Consider the following 18,628-nt stretch of genomic DNA (forward strand, 5'->3'; position numbering starts at 1 on the left):
ATCTTGAAATCAAGATAATTTCGAGCACATTGCCATGGCCACCCAACGCCAACCCGATGCCGTCGATGCCATCCTCGACCAATGGCACCGCGAGCGCCCTGACCTCGACGTGAGCCCCATGGGGCCGATTGGCCGCATCAAGCGCTGCGCGGCCCTGCTGCAGCGCCGCCTGGACGAAACCTTCGCCGAGTTCGGCCTGAGCTTCTGGGAGTTCGACGTGCTGGCCACGCTGCGCCGCTCGGGCGCGCCCTTTTGCCTGGCGCCGACCACGCTGTTCTCTACGCTCATGGTCACCTCGGGCACCATGACGCACCGCATGGGCAAGCTGGAGGCCAGCGGCTGGATAGCGCGGCTGCCCAACCCCGCCGATGCGCGCAGCTCGCTGGTGCAGCTCACCCCCGAGGGCCTGGCGCTGATCGACCGCGCGGTGGAGGCGCACGTGGCCAACGAGCACCGCATCCTGGCGCCGCTCAAGGCCGCCGATCTGGCGGCGCTGGATGCGCGGCTGTCGCTGCTGCTGGCGGCGCTGGAGTCCCACGCGGGTCAGCAGGCATAGCACGGACCGGCACCGCCATGCGTACTGCGCAGTAACATGGCGGGATGCCTCACAACCACCTCTACATCCTCACCGGCGCCTCGCGCGGCATGGGCCTTGCCATGGCCCGGCAGCTTCTGACGGCCGGCAACACTCTCATCTGCATCGCGCGCAGTGCCAACACCGACCTGGCCGCTGAAGCCCGGGCCGCAGGCGTCACGATCGAGCAGTGGCAGCAAGACCTGTCGCAGGGCGAGCAGGCCGCGCACGAACTGAAGGCCTGGCTTGCCGCCCAAGGCCCGCAGGCATTCGCCAGCGCCACGCTGATCAACAACGCCGGCATGATCCCGCGCATCGCCCCGCTGTCGGGCAGCGATCCCGCCGACCTGGCCACAGCCTTGCGGGTGGGACTGGAGGCGCCCATGCAGCTCACGGCGGCCTTCCTCGGTACGACCGACACCTGGACGGCCGTGCCGCGCAAGGTGCTCAATATCTCCTCAGGCCTGGGCCGCCGCGCCATGGCCTCGCAGGCTGCATACTGCGCCGCCAAGGCCGGCATGGACCACTTCACACGCTGCGTGGCGCTGGACGAGGCCACCAAGTCCCATGGTGCCAAGGTGTGCTCGCTGGCACCCGGCGTGATCGACACCGACATGCAGGTGCAGTTGCGTGGCGCAGACCCCGCCGCCTTCCCGGACCGGCAGAACTTCGCCAACCTCAAGGACGGCGGCCAGCTCACATCGCCCGCCGATGCCGCCGCCCGCGTTCTGGCCTGGCTGGAACGCGCCGACTTCGGTGCGAACCCCGTTGCAGACGTCAGGGACGCGTGACTCGAAAGCTCCTCATTTGATAGCTAACGGCGCTTCATGCAAGCGCGCTAGCGGCCGATTTGATTCAAAAAAACCGTTGAAAGGACTCTCCCATGACCCGTGAAGTCGTCGTCGTCAGCGCAGTGCGCACCGCCATCGGCACCTTTGGCGGCAGCCTCAAGGACATCGCCCCCACCGAGCTGGGCGCGCTCGTCGTCAAGGAATCGCTGGCGCGTGCCAGCGTGGAAGGCAAGGACGTGGGCCACGTGGTATTCGGCCACGTGGTCAACACCGAGCCCAAGGACATGTACCTCTCGCGCGTGGCGGCCATCCAGGGCGGCTGCGCAGAGGGCACGCCCGCTTTCAACGTCAACCGCCTGTGCGGCTCGGGCCTGCAGGCCATCGTGTCGGCCGCGCAGACCATCCAGCTGGGCGACACCGACATCGCCATCGGCGCGGGCGCCGAGGTGATGAGCCGCGCCCCGTTCGCGAGCCTGAACATGCGCTGGGGCGCCCGCATGGGCGACACCAAGATGGTGGACATGATGATCGGCGCGCTGCACGACCCCTTCCACAACATCCACATGGGCGTAACGGCCGAGAACATCGCCGCCAAGTGGGGCATCAGCCGCGAGCAGCAGGACCAGCTGGCGGTCGAAAGCCACAACCGCGCGGAACGCGCCACGGCCGCCGGCTACTTCAAGGACCAGATCGTTCCCGTCACCTTGAAGAGCAAGAAGGGCGACGTGCTGTACGCGACCGACGAGCACTTTCGAGCCGGCGCCACACTGGCCGACATGGCCAAGCTGAAACCCGTGTTCGCCAAGGAAAACGGCACGGTGACGGCCGGCAATGCATCGGGCATCAATGACGCCGCCGCGGCCGTGGTGCTGATGGAAGCCGGCGCTGCCAAGGCGCGCGGCGCCAAGCCCCTGGCCCGCCTGGTGGCCTATGCCCACGCGGGCGTGGACCCGAAGTACATGGGCATCGGCCCCGTGCCGGCCACGCAGCTGGCGCTCAAGAAGGCAGGCCTCACCGTGGCCGACCTCGACGTGATCGAGGCCAACGAGGCCTTCGCCGCGCAGGCCTGCGCCGTCACCAAGGACCTGGGCCTGGACCCCGCCAAGGTCAACCCGAATGGTTCGGGCATATCACTGGGCCACCCCATCGGCGCCACGGGCGCGCTGATCACCGTGAAGGCACTGCACGAGCTGCAGCGCGTGCAGGGCCGCTATGCACTGGTGACGATGTGCATTGGCGGCGGCCAGGGCATCGCGGCGATCTTCGAACGTCTGTAGGTCCGCCACCGCCGTCCATGGCGGCAGCCATCGCCAGCGGCGATGCTGCCACCCTGCATTGGCAAGGCATGGCCGGTGGAGGATCAGCGATCATCCCCGGGTGCCGGCACCAAGACCGGCAAAGCGGCGCGCGGGCCTTGCACCTGGCAACGCGACCCGCCGATTTCATTGAACCGACGGAGACATTTCTCACCATGATTCGCACACTGCTTTCTTCCTTCACCGCGCTCGCCTTGGCGATGGGCGCCACCGCGCAGGCCCAGACGTCCGCTGCACCCGCAGCGCCCGGTGCCTACCCCAGCAAGCCCATCCGCCTGATCGTGCCCTTCCCGCCCGGTGGCGGCACCGACATCCTCTCGCGTCTGGTGGCCACCAAGCTGACTGAAAGCGCCAAGTGGACCGTGGTGGCCGACAACAAGGCCGGCGCGGGCGGCACCATCGGCATCGGCGAAGCCGTGAAGGCCGCGCCCACCGGCTACGACCTGGTGATGGGCCAGAAGGACAATCTGGTCATCGGACCCTGGCTGTACAAGAACCTGCCGTGGGACCCGACCAAGGACCTGACGCCCGTGGCGCACGTGGCCTACACGCCCGTGGTCATCGCCACCAGCGTGAACTCCAAGTACAAGACCCTGGCCGACGTGGTGGCCGCCGCCAAGGCATCGCCCGGCACGGTGACCTACGGCTCGCCCGGCAACGGCACCTCCATCCACCTGGCAGGCGATCTGTTCGAGAAAGCCGCGGGCGTCAAGCTCAGCCACATCCCCTACAAGGGCTCCAACCCGGCGCTGATGGATGCGCTGGCCGGCAATGTGGACCTGCTGGTGTCGTCGCTGCCGTCGGCCATGGGCCAGATCAAGTCCGGCAAGCTGCGCCCGCTGGCCGTCACGTCGGCCAAGCGCAGCTCGTCCTTGCCCGATGTACCCACCGTGGCCGAGTCCGGCTTCAAGGGCTTCGACGTGAGCACCTGGTACGGCGTGTTCGCTCCGGCCGGCACACCGGCCAACGTGGTCGCCGCCGTGAACGCCGAGGTCAACAAGCTGCTGGCCACCGCCGACATGAAGGCCGCCATCCATGCGCAGGGCGCGGAGCCGGAAGCCATGACACCGGCCCAGTTGGGCACGCTGCTCAAGACGGAGTACGTGCAGTGGAAGGGGATCGTGGAAGCCTCTGGCGCAAAAATAGAGTAACCCCCTGAGACGCTTCGCGCCTTCCCCCAAGGGGGACGCACCCAGTGGCCTGGCGGAGCCAGATCCACGGGTGCACTGGCGGGGGGTGTGCCAGTTTTCATGGCTGTGACGAACGTAGCGCCACTGAGAACCTCAATGAAAACGGCTCCCTGGGGAGCCGTTTGTCATGGGGCGATACGGTTTGCGATGGTCAGGTGCGCACGACCAGCACGGGGATGTGCACCACGCCCAGCACGCGCTGGGTGACGCTGCCCAGGACCAGCTTTTCCAGGCCGCGGCGGCCGTGGGAACCCATCACGATGAGGTCCGCGCCGGTGCTCTCCAGCGCGCGCAGGATGCCGTCGTGCACGGCGTGACCTTCGCCCACCACCGTGGTGGCCTGCACGCCGGCATCGGCCATGGCCTTCTTGGCGGCGTCAAGGGCGCTGTTGGCTTCTGCAGTGGCGGCGTTGATGTACTGCGCCTGGCCGTAGGCAAAATCGGCCCCCACGCCCGTGAAGGGATAAGGGTCGACCACATACACCGCCGTCACCGCGCTACCGAAGGTCTTGGCCAGGGCTGCGGCCTTGGAAACTGCCAGCATGGAGGTTTCCGAGCCGTCGACAGGAACCAGAATGTGCTTGAACATGGTGCTTCTCCTTGAGTGAATGCGTGGATGGATGGCGTCACCGGGCTTGTGGCCCGGCATTGGACTCCAGTGTGAAGGCCCACCATACCGCGCATCTTGATTCGCATCAAATCGACGCCACTCATCCCGCCGGGCACGAGGGCTTCATCGCGCCACCCGCACGGCTCCGCACTTGCGCCTCAGGAATCTCTTGGCGATTCACCCACCACATCGGCACCCTGGAAATTGCCTCGCCGGCAGGTCACCACCAGCGTGTCGCGGTGGCCGGCAGCTGCCAGCGGCTGGATGGGGGTGGACTCGTGGATCATGCGTGCGTCGTCGAGCAGCAGCAGCGACCAGGGCTCGGTCAGGGTGAAGCGCTGGCCGCTGGGGCCGTTGGCCTCGAACACGCGCGTTTCTCCGCCCTTGACGCCCGAGCGCCCCACGAGGAACACGGCCACCAGGTCCACACCATCGCGGTGCGCACCTTCGGGCGTGGGGCGGCCGATGCCGTCGGTGGTGTCGATGCGGAACTGGTGGGCCTCCACAAACCATGGCGCCGGCGCGGCCTGGCTTGCGAACACGGCATCGGACACGCCGGCCAAAGCCGCCAGCAACTTCTGCCAGGCGGGCCGGGCCACAGTGGCAGGCTCCATGGGCGCGAACCAGCGCTCCATGCCGCCGTGCAGTGCGTTGTATTCCACCGGTTGCCAGTGCGCGCGGTGCGGCGCCTGCCGCACCTGTCCGCCTTCCACCACGAAGCACGCGTGACGCCGGCGCCGGTAGCGGCCACCATCCTTCAGGAAGCCATCGGGCGGCAGACTGTCCCAGTCGCCGTTGAGCGCCATCAGGGCTGGAAGGTCGCAACCGATGAAGCGGGCCACATCATCCGGCGCCAGCACGGCGTAGCCCCGCTGGCCGAGATGGTTGGCAACGTCGGACGGAGTGGTGAACGGGGGAGAAAAAGTGACTTGGGCCATAGAGGCCCGAGCTTAACCGCTGGCACCGGCGTTGCGTCTGCGCTGGCGCAAGCGGTGGCCCTCTCGCGCGGTCATCTGCACCAGCGCAGTGGCCTCAGTCGCGGTGGCCGTGCCCGTGGCCCTTGCCATGACCGCGTCCACGGTCGCCATCGCGGTCGTGGTCCCTGCCGCGGTCACGGTCATGCTTGCCGCCGTGGCGGTGGTCGTTGTCCCAGTGGCGGTCATCGCGCCCATGCGGCCCACGGTGGTGCGGCGGCCCCCGGCGCGGCGGCGGTTCCTGCACGAAGTAGACCGGCTGGTTGCACGCGTTATAGCGCGCGCAGTGCTTGCCCCAGTTCTTGGCGTGGCCTGGCGGCACATACATGTAGATGGGCGAGCGGGGGACCACCACGGCGGGGCGGTGGATGACCACGGGCTCGGCATACAGCAACGGCGGTGGGGGCGCATTGCCGATATTGATCCGGCCGTACACGCCGGGCGCAAGCTCGCCGCCCACGGTGGCGTTCACATAGGCCTGCGCGTGCGCCGCGCCGGCCGCAGCCGCCAGCAGCAGCGCAGCGGCTGCCCCGCTGAGCGCCTGGCGCAATCCGGTGCGCGCCGGGGCCAGGCTGGCGCCAGGGTTGTCGGTGGTGGGGGTGCCTGTCATGGAGACTCTCCTTGGTGTCGTGTTGTTATCCAGCGCGCCGCATCAGGCCATGCAACCGCATGCCAGCCGGGGCACGCCCCAGCCTACACCGAATACGCCGGCAGCGGCGTCAGCCAAGAACGACGAAGTCGGCATCCGCGCCAGCATCGGTGGGACGCGGGCGGGGCTCGGCGTCCGCAGGGTCACTGCCCGGGAGAGTCTCCGCGGGCCCCGGCCGCCCGAACAGGTAGCCTTGCCACAGGTGGCAGCCCAGGCTGGCCAGCATGTCCCGCTGCTCCACGGTTTCCACGCCTTCGGCAATCACGCCCAGGTCCAGGCTGTGGGCCAGCGTGACGATGGCGCGCGCGATGCTGGCGTCGTTGGCGTCGGTGAGCAGATCACGCACGAAGCCCTGGTCGATCTTGAGCTGGTCCAGCGGCAGGCGCTTGAGGTAGCCCAGGCTGGAATAACCGGTGCCGAAATCGTCCAGCGAGAAGCGGATGCCCAACGCACGCAACGTGGTCATGCGCACGATGGTGTCCTCCACATCGTCCAGCAGCAGCGTTTCGGTCAGCTCCAGCTTCAGGCACTGCGGGTCGGCACCGGTGCCCTCCAGCACGCCCAGCACGTCGTCGACGAAATCCGGGTGGCGGAACTGGCGCGCGCTCACGTTCACGGCCAGGCTCCAAGAGGCGGTCGCCGGGCTCGCGGCCCAGCGCACCAGTTGCTCGCAGGCAGAGCGCAGAATCCAGGTGCCCAGCGGCACAATCAGGCCCGCCGCCTCGGCCACCGGGATGAACTCCGCCGGCGACACCAGCCCGCGTTCCGGGTGCTGCCAGCGCACCAGCGCCTCGGCCCCCACCATGCCGTCGCGCTGGCTGATCTGCGGCTGGTAGTGCAGCAAAAACTGGCCTTCGCGCAGCGCCTCGCGCAGGTCGGCCTCCAGCGCCGTGCGGGCCGACACGGCCGCCTGCGTGCGGGGATCGAAGAAGCGCAGCGTGTTGCGCCCGGCCCCCTTGGCCTGGTACATGGCGAGGTCGCCGCGCTTGAGCAACTCGTCCACCGAGCCCTGTGCGTCAGCGTACAGCGCCACACCGATGCTGCAGGAGCCGTGGTACATGCGCCCACCCAGCGGATAGCCCTGCCCCAGCGCCAGCAGCACCGTGCGGCCCACCGCCTCGGCCTGCGCGGCGGCTTCCGCGGGCTGAGGGCTCAACCCCTCGATCAACAGTACGAATTCGTCGCCGCCCAGACGCGCCACCGTGACGCCCTGGCGCACGCCGCCCAGCCTTGAAGCCACCTGGCACAGCAACTGGTCACCGATCTCGTGCCCCTGTGTGTCGTTCAGGTCCTTGAAGTTGTCCAGATCCACGAACAGCAAAGCCCCGCCAGTGCCCAGGCGCGCGGCGCTTGCCAGCCCATGCTGCAGTCGGTCGGCCATGAGGCGCCGGTTGGGCAGGCCGGTAAGCGGGTCGTAGAACGCGAGCAGCCGGATCTCCTCCTCGGCGGCCTTGCGGGCCGAGATGTCGGTCTGCGTGCCCACGTAGTGCGTGATCTCGCCCTGCGGCGAGCGCACGGCAGTGACGGTGATCCACGCGGGGTACACCTCGCCGTTCTTACGGCGGTTCCAGACCTCGCCCTGCCAGGAGCCTGTGGCGCCGAGCGCATCCTTCAGCGCGGCGTAGAACTGTGCATCATGCCGGCCGGACTGCAGCATCCGGGGCGTCTGTCCGATGAGTTCGTCCACCGAGTACCCTGTGAGCCGCGCGTACGACTGGTTGGCCGACAGGATCCGCTGGTCGGGGCCGGTCACCACCATGCCCTCGAATGACTCGAACACCGTGGCTGCGATGCGCAGCGACTCTTCCGCCCTGCGCCGCTCGGTGATGTCGGTGGAAATGCCGCACAACGCATGGATGCTGCCGTCGGGCTGGCGCAGCGGAATCTTGACGGACAGATAGGCCCGCGTCTCGCCCGTATCCAGGTGGGTGTTGACCTCTTCCACCTCCAGCCGTTCGCCCTGCTGCAGCACGCGGCGGTCATTGGCCTGCAATTGCGCGGTGGTGGCCTGGTCGAAGAAGGCGGAATCGTCCAGCCCCACCACGTCCCGCGCGGGCCTGCCGAAAAGCTCCAGGATGTGATGGTTGGCGTACTCGTAGCGGAAATCCCGGCCCTTGATATAGATGAAGGCGCCCACGCTGTCCAGAATGGTGGCCAGCTTCTGTTCGCTGGCCTGCAGCTTGCGCGTGCGCTCCTCCACCTTGCGCCGCAGCAGAACGGCCGACACCGCTGCCAGCAGCGCGAAGACGGCCAGAGCCACCATGGCCCAACCCATGGCGGAGGACATCTGCGGGCCTGCCTCAGGCCTGGCCCAGCGGCCCATCACCTCCGCATAGCGCGGCTCGGCGCCCGTACGCCAGCGCTGTACCGAACGGTCGATGGCCGCCAGCACGTCGGGATTGCGGCCCGGCCCCGTGGCGAAGTACAGCGAAGAAGGCAAGAACACGATGCCGGAATCGATCAGTCCGAACTGCCCCGCCTGCAGGTTGCCGAATAGGTGGTTGGAGATCACCGCGTCGGCATCGCCGCGCTGCACGAACTCGAAGGCTTCGCCCAGCGTCGTCGCGTCGATCAACAGCACCGCAATGCCGAAGCTGTCCATCATGCTCAGGAACGTGGTGCGCTGCACGGAGCCCTTGAGCACCGCCACGCGCTTGCCCGCAAGATCGAACATCGACTGGATGGGACTGCCACGCGCGCGGTAGACCTGCGACCAGCTGTGCAGCACCGGCGTGGAGTGAAAGTCGTACAGACGCTCGCGCTCCTTGGTGCGGGCCACATCGGGCATCAGGTCAAGGCGTCCGGCCGCCAGGGCATCCAGGCAGTCCTGCCATTCGCAGGGCACATAGCGCAGCGTCCACTGCTCGCGCTCGGCCACCAGTTGCAGCAGGTCCACGAAGATGCCCGATGGTCGGCCCTGCGCGTCCAGGAACAGCTTGGGCTCGTTGGAATACACGCCCACGCGCAGCTCGCGCGGCGCAGCGTTCGCGCTGGCGCCTGCACCCGCGTACAACAAAGACAGCAGCGGCACCATCACCGCCCAGCGCAACCAGGGAGCGCGCCAGATTCTGATCAGGGATGCGCGTGAAATCACAAGCCGATCCCACAGGAGAAAACCCCATGTTAACGAAAGGTTGCAAAAACATCCAAACGTAATAGACGACCGGCGCGCTTGGAGTAGCATGTGCCCACCACCCGCTTCGCCCAGGAGACAGCGATGCCCCATGAACGCCGCCACTTCGTCCGCGTCGGTTTTGATGCGCCGGCCCTGCTGACCACCGCCACGGATGCGTTCAGCGTGCATGTGCTGGACTTGTCGCTCAAGGGCGCGCTGCTGACGGCACCGGCGCAGGCAGACCTGGAAGCCGGCATGCTGTGCCAGCTCACGATTCCGTTGGCCGAGACGGGAAACCACATCGCCATGTCCACCGAAATCGCCCATGTCGAGGGCCTGCACGCCGGCCTGTTGTGCCGCGGCATCGACCTGGACAGCGTGACCCACCTGCGCCGCCTGATCGAGCTGCAACTGGGCGACCCCGCCTTGCTGGAGCGAGACCTGGGTGAGCTGACGCTGGCGGGGCCGCAGCACTGAGGGGCGCCGTGCGGCCTTGAACGCATACTCTCCCCAGCCCTCTTTCGCAAGCAAAGAGGACGCAAAGCCCGGTTTGCCCCCGCAAATGCCTCGCCGTGCTACTGCTGCGCTTCCTGCTCCTGCAGCGCCCGCCACATCACCTTGCCGCTACCGCTCTTGGGCAAGGCACTCACGAACTGCACGATGCGCGGCACCTTGTAGACCGCCATGTTCTCGCGGCACCAGTCGATGATCTGCTGCTCGGTGGTGCTGTCCTTGTGGGATGCGCGCAGCACCACCACGGCCTTGACCGTCTCGCCACGGTAGCTGTCCTTGGCGGCGATGATGCAGGCCTCCTGGATGGCCGGGTGGCGAAACATCAGTGCCTCGACCTCGGCGGGCCAGACCTTGAAGCCGCTGGCATTGATCATGCGCTTCAAGCGATCGGTCAGGAAGAAATAGCCGTCTTCATCCATGCGCCCCAGGTCGCCCGAGCGGAAAAATCGCTTGCCATCGAACTCGATGAAAGCAGAGGCTGTGGCGTCGGGCCGCTTCCAGTAGCCCTCGAACACTTCGGGGCCATGGATGATGATCTCGCCCTGCTCGCCCACCTGCACCTCCTGCAGGGTGTCAGGGTCGATCACGCGTGCGTCTGTGCTCATGAACGGGATGCCCAGGCACTGCTGCTTGGGGTGGTCCGGCGGGTTGGAGTGCGAAGGCGCGGCCGTCTCGGTAAGGCCGTAGCCTTCGGAATAGCGCAGGCCGTACTGCTCCAGCAGCCGCTGCGCCACCGCCTGCGGCATCGCCGCGCCGCCGCCACCGATGTAGGCCAGGCTGGTGAGGTCGTAGCTCGCGAAATGGGGGCTGCCCAGCAGGTCGATGACCATGGTGGGAATGTTGGTCCAGCTCGTGACCTGGTAGCGGGAGATGAGGCGCCCGGCCAGGTCGCGGTCCCACCGGGGCATGATGACCAGCGTCGCACCCGCGTAGATCGCCGTGTGCATCACGCTCACCATGCCGGTGATGTGGAACATGGGCACCACGGCCAGCGTGACGGTGTCGACCGACGCAGTTCCCCACAGCGCGCCCGCAGCGGCGTTGTGCAGGATGCTCCTGTGCAGGTGCATGCAGCCCTTGGGCAGGCCCGTGGTGCCGCTGGTGTAGGGCAGCAATGCGAGGTCATTCGGGCCCACCTGCAGCACTGGCGGTGTGTCGGCGGCGGCCAGCGCATCCGTCCAGGCATGGACGTGCCCGCCGTCCAGTGCGGGCAGTGGGTGCCGGGTGCCCAGCCAGTCCATCCAGGCCTCGGGCGGCGCATCGGTGCCGGTCACGCCCACATCGAACGCGTCGGAGAACTGCGTGACCATCAGGTGCGCCAGGCGCTCGCCAGCAGGCAGCGCGTTGCTGGCCTTGGCCAGTTCGGGAGCCAGGTCGCCCGTGGTGATCGCGACCTTGGTGTCGGGATCGGTGATGTAGTGCTTGAGCTCTTCCGCTCTGTTCATGGGATTGACCGGCACCACCACCGCGTTCGCGCGCAGGATGGCGAAATGCGCCATCACCAGCTGCGGACAGTTTTGCATGCACAGCACCACGCGGTCGCCGCGCTGCACTCCCAGCGTCGCCAGCCGCGCAGCCAGGCGCTCGGCACCATCGACCAATTGCCGATAGCTCAGCGTGCTGCCGAAGAACACCAGGGCCGCCTTGTCCGGATAGCGGCGCGCGCTGATGGCCAGGTTGTCCCACAGCGAGGTGGATGGCAGGGTGATGGCCTTGGGCAGACGATGGGGCCAGAACTTGTAGTGAGGGCGCATGGATCAAGGGTTCCTTTGAAGAAAACAGCCTAGATCGCATGGTGCCTGAGGGCATTGGGGATGCCACTGATGCCGCGTCGCAAAGGTGACGCCCGCAGCGCCGGGCGTGGCGCTTCCAAGGCGCACGGGCAAACCAATGGTTACCAAAAGCCCTCGGCTACCATCGTCGAATCGATCCACTTTTCCTGCAACGACCACCATAGGACCTCGCCGACATGCTTACCGCCCTGTACTACGCGCTCATGATCCTCGTCGGATACTTCTGGTACCGGTACGGACAGAAACTGCTGCGCCAGGGCGTGCGCGACGAAAACGATGAATTCACCAAGCCGCCCATCGGCCCCATTGGCTTCGTGGTCGTGGCCATCATCACCTGCTACCTGGCGTTTGCCGCCTTGCGCGCAGTGGTGACGCGAGAGATTCCCTGCGTCGGAAAGGGCTGCGCGGGCCAGATCTACACGCTGGCTGAGCATTCAGGGCAGTACTGGGGCAATCTCTTCTTTGTGGCGTGGATGGTGCTTGCGCTGGCCTATGCGATGTATGTGACGGTCAGGATCTGGACCCGGCCCTGAGAACGTGTTGACGATCTCGCAGAGATCGCTGCTTCGCAGACGCTCCACCCTGCCCCGTGCGCGCGAAATCCGGGGAACTCGCCCCATGGCTGACGGCGCCACGGGGACCGTGATCAGTCCAGGTCAGCTATTGACCTGCGCCCACAGCTTGTCCAGCCGCTTCACGCTCACCGGCTGCGGCGTGCGCAGCTCTTGCGCGAAGAAGCTCACTCGCAACTCCTCCAGCAGCCAGCGCAGCTCCTGCATGCGCGCATCCAGGGCACCCTTGCGCTCGGCCACCAGGCGCCAGTAGCGCTGCTCCTGCGGGCGCAGTTCGGCCAGCCTGGCGGCGTCGCGGGCGGGGTCGGCGCGGTACTTGTCCAGGCGCAGGGTGATGGCCTTGAGGTAGCGCGGGAAGTGCGCCAGCTGCGCCCAGGGGGCCTGCGCGATGAAGGCCTTGGGAACCAGGCGCTGCAGCTGTTGCTGGGCATCCTGCGTGGCGTCAGGAGCGTTCTTCGTGTCCTTGATCTTGCGCACTGCCGCCGCGTACTCGACCAGAATGGTTCCCGCCAGGCGCGCGACTTCATTGGCAATCAGCGTGAGGCGCCCGCGGCCCTCTTCCACCCGGCGCTTGAAGGCAAACTCGTCGGTGGGCAGCGGGTCGAGCAGGAAGGCGCGGTCCAGCGCCACGTCGATGATCTGGGTGCGCAGCTCTTCCTGCGTTCCCAGCGGCATATAGGCCACCGCCATCTTCTGCAGGTCGGGAATGTTCTTTTCCAGGTATTTGAGCGCGTCCTTGATCTGCAGCGCAAACAGCCTGCGCAAGCCTGCGCGGTGCTTTGCAGCGGCCACCTCGGGCTCGTCGAACACTTCGATGCTCACCGCGTCGCCGCCATCGATCAGCGCGGGGAAACCTACCAGCGTCTGGCCGCCCTTTCGTATTTCCATCAGCTCGGGCAGTTCGCCGAAGGTCCAGGCGGTGTAGCGCTGGCCGGCCGGGGCTGCGGGTGCTGCCGCCGGCCCCGAAGCCTTGGCAGAAGGCGCGCCATTTGCTCCTGATCCGATAGCACTCTGCGCTTTACCAGCAACCTGCGGGGCCGTTTTCGACTCCGTAATTGGTGCCTCAGCCGCGCCGCCACCCAGCTTGAGCCCCGCCAGCGCCTGGAAGGCGCCACGCGCCTTGGCGCCCCACTCGGCCTTGAGGGCGCCCAGGTTGCGGCCGTGGCCCAGCTGGCGGCCATGCTCGTCCACCACGCGGAAGTTCATGAAAAGGTGCGGGCTGAGCATGTCAAGCTTGAAGTCGGCGCGCTTCACATCGAGCGAGGTCTCATCACGCACCTGCTTGAGCAAGGCGTCGGTCAGGCTGCCAGTGCCAAAGCGCTCCGGCGCGTTGAACAACGCGGCCAGGCGTGCGGCCGATTCGGGCAGCGGCACGAAGCGGCTGCGCGGGCGCTGGTGCAGGCTCTTGAGCAGGGCCTGGATCTTGTCCTTGAGCATGCCGGGCACGAGCCACTCGCAGCGCTCTTCGCTCACCTGGTTGAGCACGAACAACGGGATGGTCACGGTGATGCCGTCGCGCGGGTCGCCCGGCTCGTGCAGGTAGGTGGCCGCGCAGTCCACGCCGCCCAGCCGCACGGTTTTGGGAAACGCGTTGCTGGTGATGCCAGCGGCCTCGTGGCGCATGAGCTCTTCGCGCGTGAGCTTGAGCAGGTCCGGCTTCTTCTTCGACTCTTCGCGGTACCAGGCCTCGAACCCGTGGCCGTTGCAGACATCCGGCGGCAACTGCTGGTCGTAGAAGGCGTAGATGAGTTCGTCGTCCACCAACACGTCCTGGCGGCGCGACTTGTGTTCCAGCTCTTCGACCTTGGCAATCAGCTTCTGGTTGGCGGCCAGGAAGGGCAGCCGGGTTTCCCAGTTGCCGCCCACCAGCGCTTCGCGGATGAAGATCTCGCGTGCAGCATAGGGATCGATCTTGCCGAAGTTGATGCGCCGGCCACTGTAGATCACGATGCCGTAGAGCGTGGCGCGTTCCAGCGCCGTGACCTCAGCGGACTTCTTCTCCCAGTGCGGGTCGAGCAGCTGCTTCTTCAGCAGGTGCCCGCCCACCTGCTCGATCCACTGCGGTTCGATCGCGGCGATGCCCCGGCCGAACAGGCGCGTGGTCTCCACCAGTTCCGCTGCGACGATCCAGCGGCCCGGCTTCTTGTTCAAGTGCGCGCCCGGGTGCTTGTAGAACTTGATGCCGCGCGCGCCCAGGTACCAGTCTTCCTCTTCGCTGCGCGCGCCGATGTTGCCCAGGAGGCCCGCCAACATCGACAGGTGAAGTTGCTCGTAGCTCGCAGGCTGGGTGTTGATGGCCCACTTGTGCTCGGTCACCACGGTGAGCAGCTGGGTGTGGATGTCTCGCCATTCGCGCAGGCGGCGGATGCTGATGAAGTTCTGGCGCAGCAGTTGCTCGTACTGGCGATTGCTGAGCTTGTGCGTGGGCGCGGGCGCCGCAGCACTGGCCACGGCAGGCGAAGGGGCCGCGGCGGTCACCATGCGCTGCGCCACAGGCAAATGGGCCTGCGAGGGCGCTCGCTGGTTCGCCATGGCTTTTTGTGCGCGGGCCGATGGCAGCGTGGGCGCGCCGCCCCGGGCCTCGTTGATCCACTTCCACAGCTTGAGGTAGCCGCTGAATTCGCTTTTCTCGTCGTCGAACTTGGCGTGCGCCTGGTCGGCCTGCTGCTGGGCTTCCAGCGGTCGGTCGCGTACATCCTGCACGCTCAGGGCGCTGGCGATCACCAGCACCTCGTCCAGCGCCTTGCGGTCGCGCGCCTCCAGGATCATGCGGCCCACGCGCGGGTCTAACGGCAGGCGCGACAGCTCCACGCCCATGGGCGTGAGCTCGTTGGCGTCGTCCACCGCACCCAGTTCGGCCAGCAGCTGGTAGCCGTCGGCGATGGCACGGCCCGACGGGGCCTCGATGAACGGGAACTGAACCACATCGCCCAGGTGCAGCGACTTCATGCGCAGGATGACGCCGGCCAGCGAGCTGCGCAGGATTTCCGGGTCGGTGAAACGTGGGCGGGCATTGAAGTCCGCCTCGTCGTACAGGCGGATGCAGATGCCGTTGGCCACGCGGCCGCAGCGGCCCGCGCGCTGGTTGGCGGCGGCCTGGCTGATGGGCTCCACCAGCAGCTGCTCCACCTTGCTACGGAAAGAATAGCGCTTCACGCGCGCCGTTCCTGCGTCGATGACGTACCGGATGCCCGGAACGGTGAGCGAGGTCTCGGCCACGTTGGTTGCCAGCACGATGCGCCGGCCGGTGTGGCCGTCGAAGATGCGGTCCTGCTCGGCCTGGGACAGACGGGCGAACAGCGGCAGCACCTCTGCGTTGCGCATCACCGGCTGGTGGGCCAGGTGCTTGCGCAGGTGGTCGGCGGCCTCGCGGATCTCGCGCTCGCCGGGCAAGAAGATCAGGATGTCGCCTGCCGCATTGCCTTGCCAGAGTTCGTCCACCCCATCGGCGATGGCCTCGTTGAGGCCGTAGTCGCGTGTGTCCTCGAACGGGCGCCAGCGCTGCTCCACCGGAAAGGTGCGGCCCGACACATAGATGATCGGTGCAGGGCCCTTGGCCGATTCGAAATGCTTGGCGAATCTGTCCGCATCAATGGTGGCCGAGGTCACGATGACCTTGAGGTCCGGCCGGCGCGGCAGGATCTGCCGGATGTAGCCCAGCAGAAAGTCGATGTTCAGGCTGCGCTCGTGGGCCTCGTCGATGATGATCGTGTCATACGCCTTGAGCAGCGGGTCCGTCTGCGTCTCGGCCAGCAGGATGCCGTCCGTCATCAGCTTGACCGACGCGTCGCGCGAGAGCCGGTCCTGAAAGCGCACCTTGAAGCCCACCACATCGCCCAGCGGCGTGTTCAGCTCCTCGGCAATGCGCTTGGCCACGCTGCTGGCGGCGATGCGGCGCGGCTGGGTGTGGCCGATGAGCTGGCCCTTCTGCCCGGGCCCGGCATTGCACTTGCCGCGGCCCAGCGCCAGCGCGATCTTGGGCAGCTGCGTGGTCTTGCCCGAGCCTGTTTCGCCGCACACGATCACGACCTGGTGCTTCTCGATGGCGGCCATGATCTCTTCCCGCTTGCCCGACACCGGCAGCGATTCCGGGAAGGTGATGCGCAGCGGTGCGGTTTTGGGGGCAGTGTGCGGGGCTGCTGGCGGGGAGGTGGGAGGCGCGGATTCGGTCATGAAGGCACGCATTATCCGAGGCCGGCGTTGGCCCCTTGCAACACAGGCCATGTTTGCAGCCCCGTGCACCAACCCCCGCACCGGCGACGCGCCGATTTTGTCGCTTGCTGCTTTTTGATGCCGGGGATTTCAGTATGTAATAGCCCGGTTCCGCCGCGACGATGTCTGCGCGGCGGGTGCCCTCTGGAACGACCGCATGCTCCCGCAGACATCTGCCCCGAATCTCTTCGCCGACGACCGCCACTTCGTGCAGCCTCCATCGCGCCGCAGCTGGCTGGCATGGGCTGGCTCAGCAGCCCTCGCGCCCTTGCTGCCCGCCTGCGGAGGCACCGGCAACCCCGGGCCCACCCTGGCGGCCACCGTGGCCTGGGGGCGCAGCGAGATACGGCAGGCCATGCAGCGCAGCGAGGCGCGCGCCGCATCCATCGCCGTGTTGCACGGAGACCGCCTTGTCTGGCAGGAGGCCTTCGGGGTGCTGGACGACACCACCGGCGCCCCGGCAACGCCGGACACGCGCTTCAACGTGGGCTCGGTCAGCAAGGTGCTCGCAGCGCTGGCCGTGATGGTGCTGGTGGACCGCCAGCTCGTACAGCTCGATACGCCGGTGGTGTACTACCTGCCGCAGTTCACGATGCTGTCGCCCGGCTTTCGCGACATCACCGTGCGCCACCTTCTGAGCCATGCATCAGGCTTGCCTGGCACCCACACGCGCAACATGTTCGCCCTGGCACCGCTTCCCGGCTACGCCGCCGAGCTGGAGGCGGCGCTGGCGGACACGCACCTCAAGCATGCGCCGGGCGCCATGGCGGTGTATTGCAACGACGGCTTCACGCTGGTCGAGCGCATCGTGCAGGCAGTCACTGGGCAGACCTACCCGGCGTTCGTGCAGTCGGCCCTGCTCAACCCGCTGGGCATGGCGCGCTCGGGCTATACGCTGCTGCCGCTGCCCGAAGGCAGCTTCGCCCACGGCTACATCGGCAAGCGGCGCCAGGGTCAGGAGTTCGTGATGGGCCACGCCACCGGCGGGCTGTGCACCACGCCCGGCGACATGATGAAGCTCGCATCCATGCTCATCCAGGGCGGCGAATACGACGGCCGGCGCGTCGTCTCCAAGGCTGCGGTGCAGGAGATGGGGCGCGGCCAGAACCTGGGCATGCGCATCGACCTCACGCCCGACTGGCGCTGGGGGCTGGGCTGGGACAGCGCGCGCCAGCAGGGCCTGGACGCGGCCGGCTTCCTGGCCTGGCAAAAGAGCGGCGGCACCATGTTCTATTCCAGCGACTTCTATGTGCTGCCGCAGGCAGGCATGGCCGTGCTGCTGACCGGCAGCGCCTCGGCGTTCAAGCCCGGCCCGCTGGCCGAGGGCATCCTGCTGCGGGCGCTGCAGGAGACCGGCCAGTTGAACGCCCTGCCGCCCAAGGTGGCAAGCGCCGCACCGGCCCTGGCCACCACCTCCGCCAGCGCGGTCGATGCGCTGCTGGGCATCTACGGCCGCTCGTCCAAACCCCTGAAGGTGGCGTCGCCCGATAGCCAGCAGATCGACCTGTGGATGTGGTCGGCCGAGGCGAAGGACTGGACGCAGTTGAGCCTGGGGCTGCGCTTGCGCAGCGACGGATGGTGGTGGTCCGATGCCCAGCCCGGCACCCAGTACCGCTGGGAGCAGTCCAACGGACGTCGCTACCTGCTGTCCCGCGAGCCCGCGCCAGCGGGGCACTACTGGGTGACGATGCCCATGGCGCAGCAGATGCCCGCCGCAGCTGCGCCGCTGCCTTCGCAGTGGAAGGCACGGGTGGGCAGCACCTGGCTGCTGTCCAACGAGGCGCCCGAGTCCATCCCGCTGGCCTTCGGCGTGGGCACGGCCTCATTGAGGGAGTTGCCCGAGCTGCCCGGATACCTGTTCTGGGATGACAGCCAGTTTCTCCTGCCGCTCACGGGAGACCGCGCAGGCATGACCGTGCAAGTGCCGCTCAACGACGGCCGCGACCTGGTCGAGCTGGTCGTGGAGACACGTGACCAGCAGGAATGGATGCGCGCTGCGGGCTGGGTCTACAAGCGCCAGGACCGACGCCAGGACTGAACGCGCGCCACGCCAGGGCCCCCTTTTCTCGCTCGCCCACAACCCCGCCGTTGCAGGAGCTGTTCCTTTCTTGCGACAGATTCTGCGGGCTGCGGCACCGCCGTATTGCCAAGCGCAAAGACCCTCGCCACAATTCGCGCTTTCTTCTTTCAGGCATGTGCCCGCCGCCACGGCAGCCCCTGAAAGCACTGGAGGTCATCGCTATGTTTGTTCCTTTGTTCGCTCCCGCCTGACCACAGTCCACCGCCCCGGCTGGACTGTGCATTCACAAGTCCAGCCAA

13 protein-coding genes are annotated in these 18,628 nt (G+C 67.3%); 7 read left to right on the forward strand and 6 right to left on the reverse strand.

Features of this window, described 5'->3' with window-relative positions; genetic code table 11:
- The first annotated feature begins 34 nt into the window (after nt 1-34).
- The 4 genes from KW835_RS06740 (at nt 35) to KW835_RS06755 (ending at nt 3,832) form a co-directional block, all read left to right on the forward strand.
- Nucleotides 35-556 carry a MarR family winged helix-turn-helix transcriptional regulator gene (locus KW835_RS06740; protein WP_218381597.1) on the forward strand — a complete coding sequence of 174 codons (522 nt, stop codon included), beginning with the start codon at nt 35-37 and terminating at the stop codon, nt 554-556.
- A 44-nt stretch (nt 557-600) separates the two neighbouring features.
- A complete protein-coding gene (locus tag KW835_RS06745) occupies nt 601-1,365 on the forward strand; it encodes an SDR family NAD(P)-dependent oxidoreductase (RefSeq protein ID WP_218381598.1) in 765 nt (254 codons plus the stop codon).
- Between the two features lie 92 nt (nt 1,366-1,457).
- Nucleotides 1,458-2,642 (forward strand): beta-ketothiolase BktB, encoded by a 1,185-nt coding sequence (gene bktB / locus KW835_RS06750; protein ID WP_218381599.1) that lies wholly within the window; start codon nt 1,458-1,460, stop codon nt 2,640-2,642.
- Nucleotides 2,643-2,836: 194 nt separating this feature from the next.
- Nucleotides 2,837-3,832, forward strand: coding sequence for a tripartite tricarboxylate transporter substrate binding protein (locus tag KW835_RS06755; protein WP_218381600.1), 996 nt, complete (start codon nt 2,837-2,839; stop codon nt 3,830-3,832).
- A 190-nt stretch (nt 3,833-4,022) separates the two neighbouring features.
- On the opposite strand, the gene KW835_RS06760 is transcribed toward KW835_RS06755, so the two are convergent.
- The 4 genes from KW835_RS06760 to KW835_RS27040 form a co-directional block, all read right to left on the reverse strand.
- Nucleotides 4,023-4,460, reverse strand: coding sequence for a universal stress protein (locus KW835_RS06760; protein WP_218381601.1), 438 nt, complete (start codon nt 4,458-4,460; stop codon nt 4,023-4,025).
- 179 nt (nt 4,461-4,639) lie between these two features.
- Complete coding sequence (locus tag KW835_RS06765; RefSeq protein WP_218381602.1) at nt 4,640-5,419, reverse strand: 2OG-Fe dioxygenase family protein; 780 nt, start codon at nt 5,417-5,419, stop codon at nt 4,640-4,642.
- A gap of 94 nt (nt 5,420-5,513) precedes the next feature.
- Nucleotides 5,514-6,065, reverse strand: coding sequence for a hypothetical protein (locus tag KW835_RS06770; protein WP_255593349.1), 552 nt, complete (start codon nt 6,063-6,065; stop codon nt 5,514-5,516).
- Nucleotides 6,066-6,174: 109 nt separating this feature from the next.
- Nucleotides 6,175-9,138 carry an EAL domain-containing protein gene (locus tag KW835_RS27040; RefSeq protein WP_304505161.1) on the reverse strand — a complete coding sequence of 988 codons (2,964 nt, stop codon included), beginning with the start codon at nt 9,136-9,138 and terminating at the stop codon, nt 6,175-6,177.
- Nucleotides 9,139-9,321: 183 nt separating this feature from the next.
- Here KW835_RS27040 and KW835_RS06780 point away from each other — a divergent pair, with 183 nt between their 5' ends.
- Nucleotides 9,322-9,696: a PilZ domain-containing protein gene (locus KW835_RS06780; protein WP_218381604.1), complete on the forward strand. Its 375-nt coding sequence runs from the start codon at nt 9,322-9,324 to the stop codon at nt 9,694-9,696.
- A 98-nt stretch (nt 9,697-9,794) separates the two neighbouring features.
- Here the strand turns inward: KW835_RS06780 and KW835_RS06785 are convergent, their stop codons facing one another.
- Nucleotides 9,795-11,486 (reverse strand): long-chain fatty acid--CoA ligase, encoded by a 1,692-nt coding sequence (locus KW835_RS06785; protein WP_218381605.1) that lies wholly within the window; start codon nt 11,484-11,486, stop codon nt 9,795-9,797.
- 215 nt (nt 11,487-11,701) lie between these two features.
- Between KW835_RS06785 and KW835_RS06790 the strand changes: the two genes are divergently transcribed.
- Nucleotides 11,702-12,058 (forward strand): hypothetical protein, encoded by a 357-nt coding sequence (locus tag KW835_RS06790; protein ID WP_218381606.1) that lies wholly within the window; start codon nt 11,702-11,704, stop codon nt 12,056-12,058.
- A 123-nt stretch (nt 12,059-12,181) separates the two neighbouring features.
- On the opposite strand, the gene hrpA is transcribed toward KW835_RS06790, so the two are convergent.
- The gene (gene hrpA, locus KW835_RS06795; protein ID WP_218381607.1) at nt 12,182-16,270 is read right to left on the reverse strand and encodes an ATP-dependent RNA helicase HrpA; all 4,089 of its coding nucleotides are present in this window, start codon (nt 16,268-16,270) and stop codon (nt 12,182-12,184) included.
- 196 nt (nt 16,271-16,466) lie between these two features.
- On the opposite strand from hrpA, the gene KW835_RS06800 reads away from it, so the two are divergent.
- Nucleotides 16,467-18,347 (forward strand): serine hydrolase, encoded by a 1,881-nt coding sequence (locus KW835_RS06800; protein ID WP_218381608.1) that lies wholly within the window; start codon nt 16,467-16,469, stop codon nt 18,345-18,347.
- The last annotated feature ends 281 nt before the right edge of the window (nt 18,348-18,628 follow it).

This window comes from Acidovorax sp. sic0104, from assembly GCF_019219095.1.
In the GTDB taxonomy this organism is placed as follows: Bacteria; Pseudomonadota; Gammaproteobacteria; order Burkholderiales; family Burkholderiaceae_C; genus Acidovorax.

Coding starts and splice junctions, on each gene's coding strand:
- KW835_RS06785 (WP_218381605.1), bottom strand. CDS start 11,486: ATGCGCCCTCACTACAAGTTCTGGCCCCATCGTCTGCCCAAGGCCATC.
- KW835_RS27040 (WP_304505161.1), bottom strand. CDS start 9,138: ATGGTGCCGCTGCTGTCTTTGTTGTACGCGGGTGCAGGCGCCAGCGCG.
- KW835_RS06745 (WP_218381598.1), top strand. CDS start 601: ATGCCTCACAACCACCTCTACATCCTCACCGGCGCCTCGCGCGGCATG.
- KW835_RS06755 (WP_218381600.1), top strand. CDS start 2,837: ATGATTCGCACACTGCTTTCTTCCTTCACCGCGCTCGCCTTGGCGATG.
- KW835_RS06760 (WP_218381601.1), bottom strand. CDS start 4,460: ATGTTCAAGCACATTCTGGTTCCTGTCGACGGCTCGGAAACCTCCATG.
- KW835_RS06770 (WP_255593349.1), bottom strand. CDS start 6,065: ATGACAGGCACCCCCACCACCGACAACCCTGGCGCCAGCCTGGCCCCG.
- hrpA (WP_218381607.1), bottom strand. CDS start 16,270: ATGACCGAATCCGCGCCTCCCACCTCCCCGCCAGCAGCCCCGCACACT.
- KW835_RS06780 (WP_218381604.1), top strand. CDS start 9,322: ATGCCCCATGAACGCCGCCACTTCGTCCGCGTCGGTTTTGATGCGCCG.
- KW835_RS06790 (WP_218381606.1), top strand. CDS start 11,702: ATGCTTACCGCCCTGTACTACGCGCTCATGATCCTCGTCGGATACTTC.
- bktB (WP_218381599.1), top strand. CDS start 1,458: ATGACCCGTGAAGTCGTCGTCGTCAGCGCAGTGCGCACCGCCATCGGC.
- KW835_RS06740 (WP_218381597.1), top strand. CDS start 35: ATGGCCACCCAACGCCAACCCGATGCCGTCGATGCCATCCTCGACCAA.
- KW835_RS06800 (WP_218381608.1), top strand. CDS start 16,467: ATGCTCCCGCAGACATCTGCCCCGAATCTCTTCGCCGACGACCGCCAC.
- KW835_RS06765 (WP_218381602.1), bottom strand. CDS start 5,419: ATGGCCCAAGTCACTTTTTCTCCCCCGTTCACCACTCCGTCCGACGTT.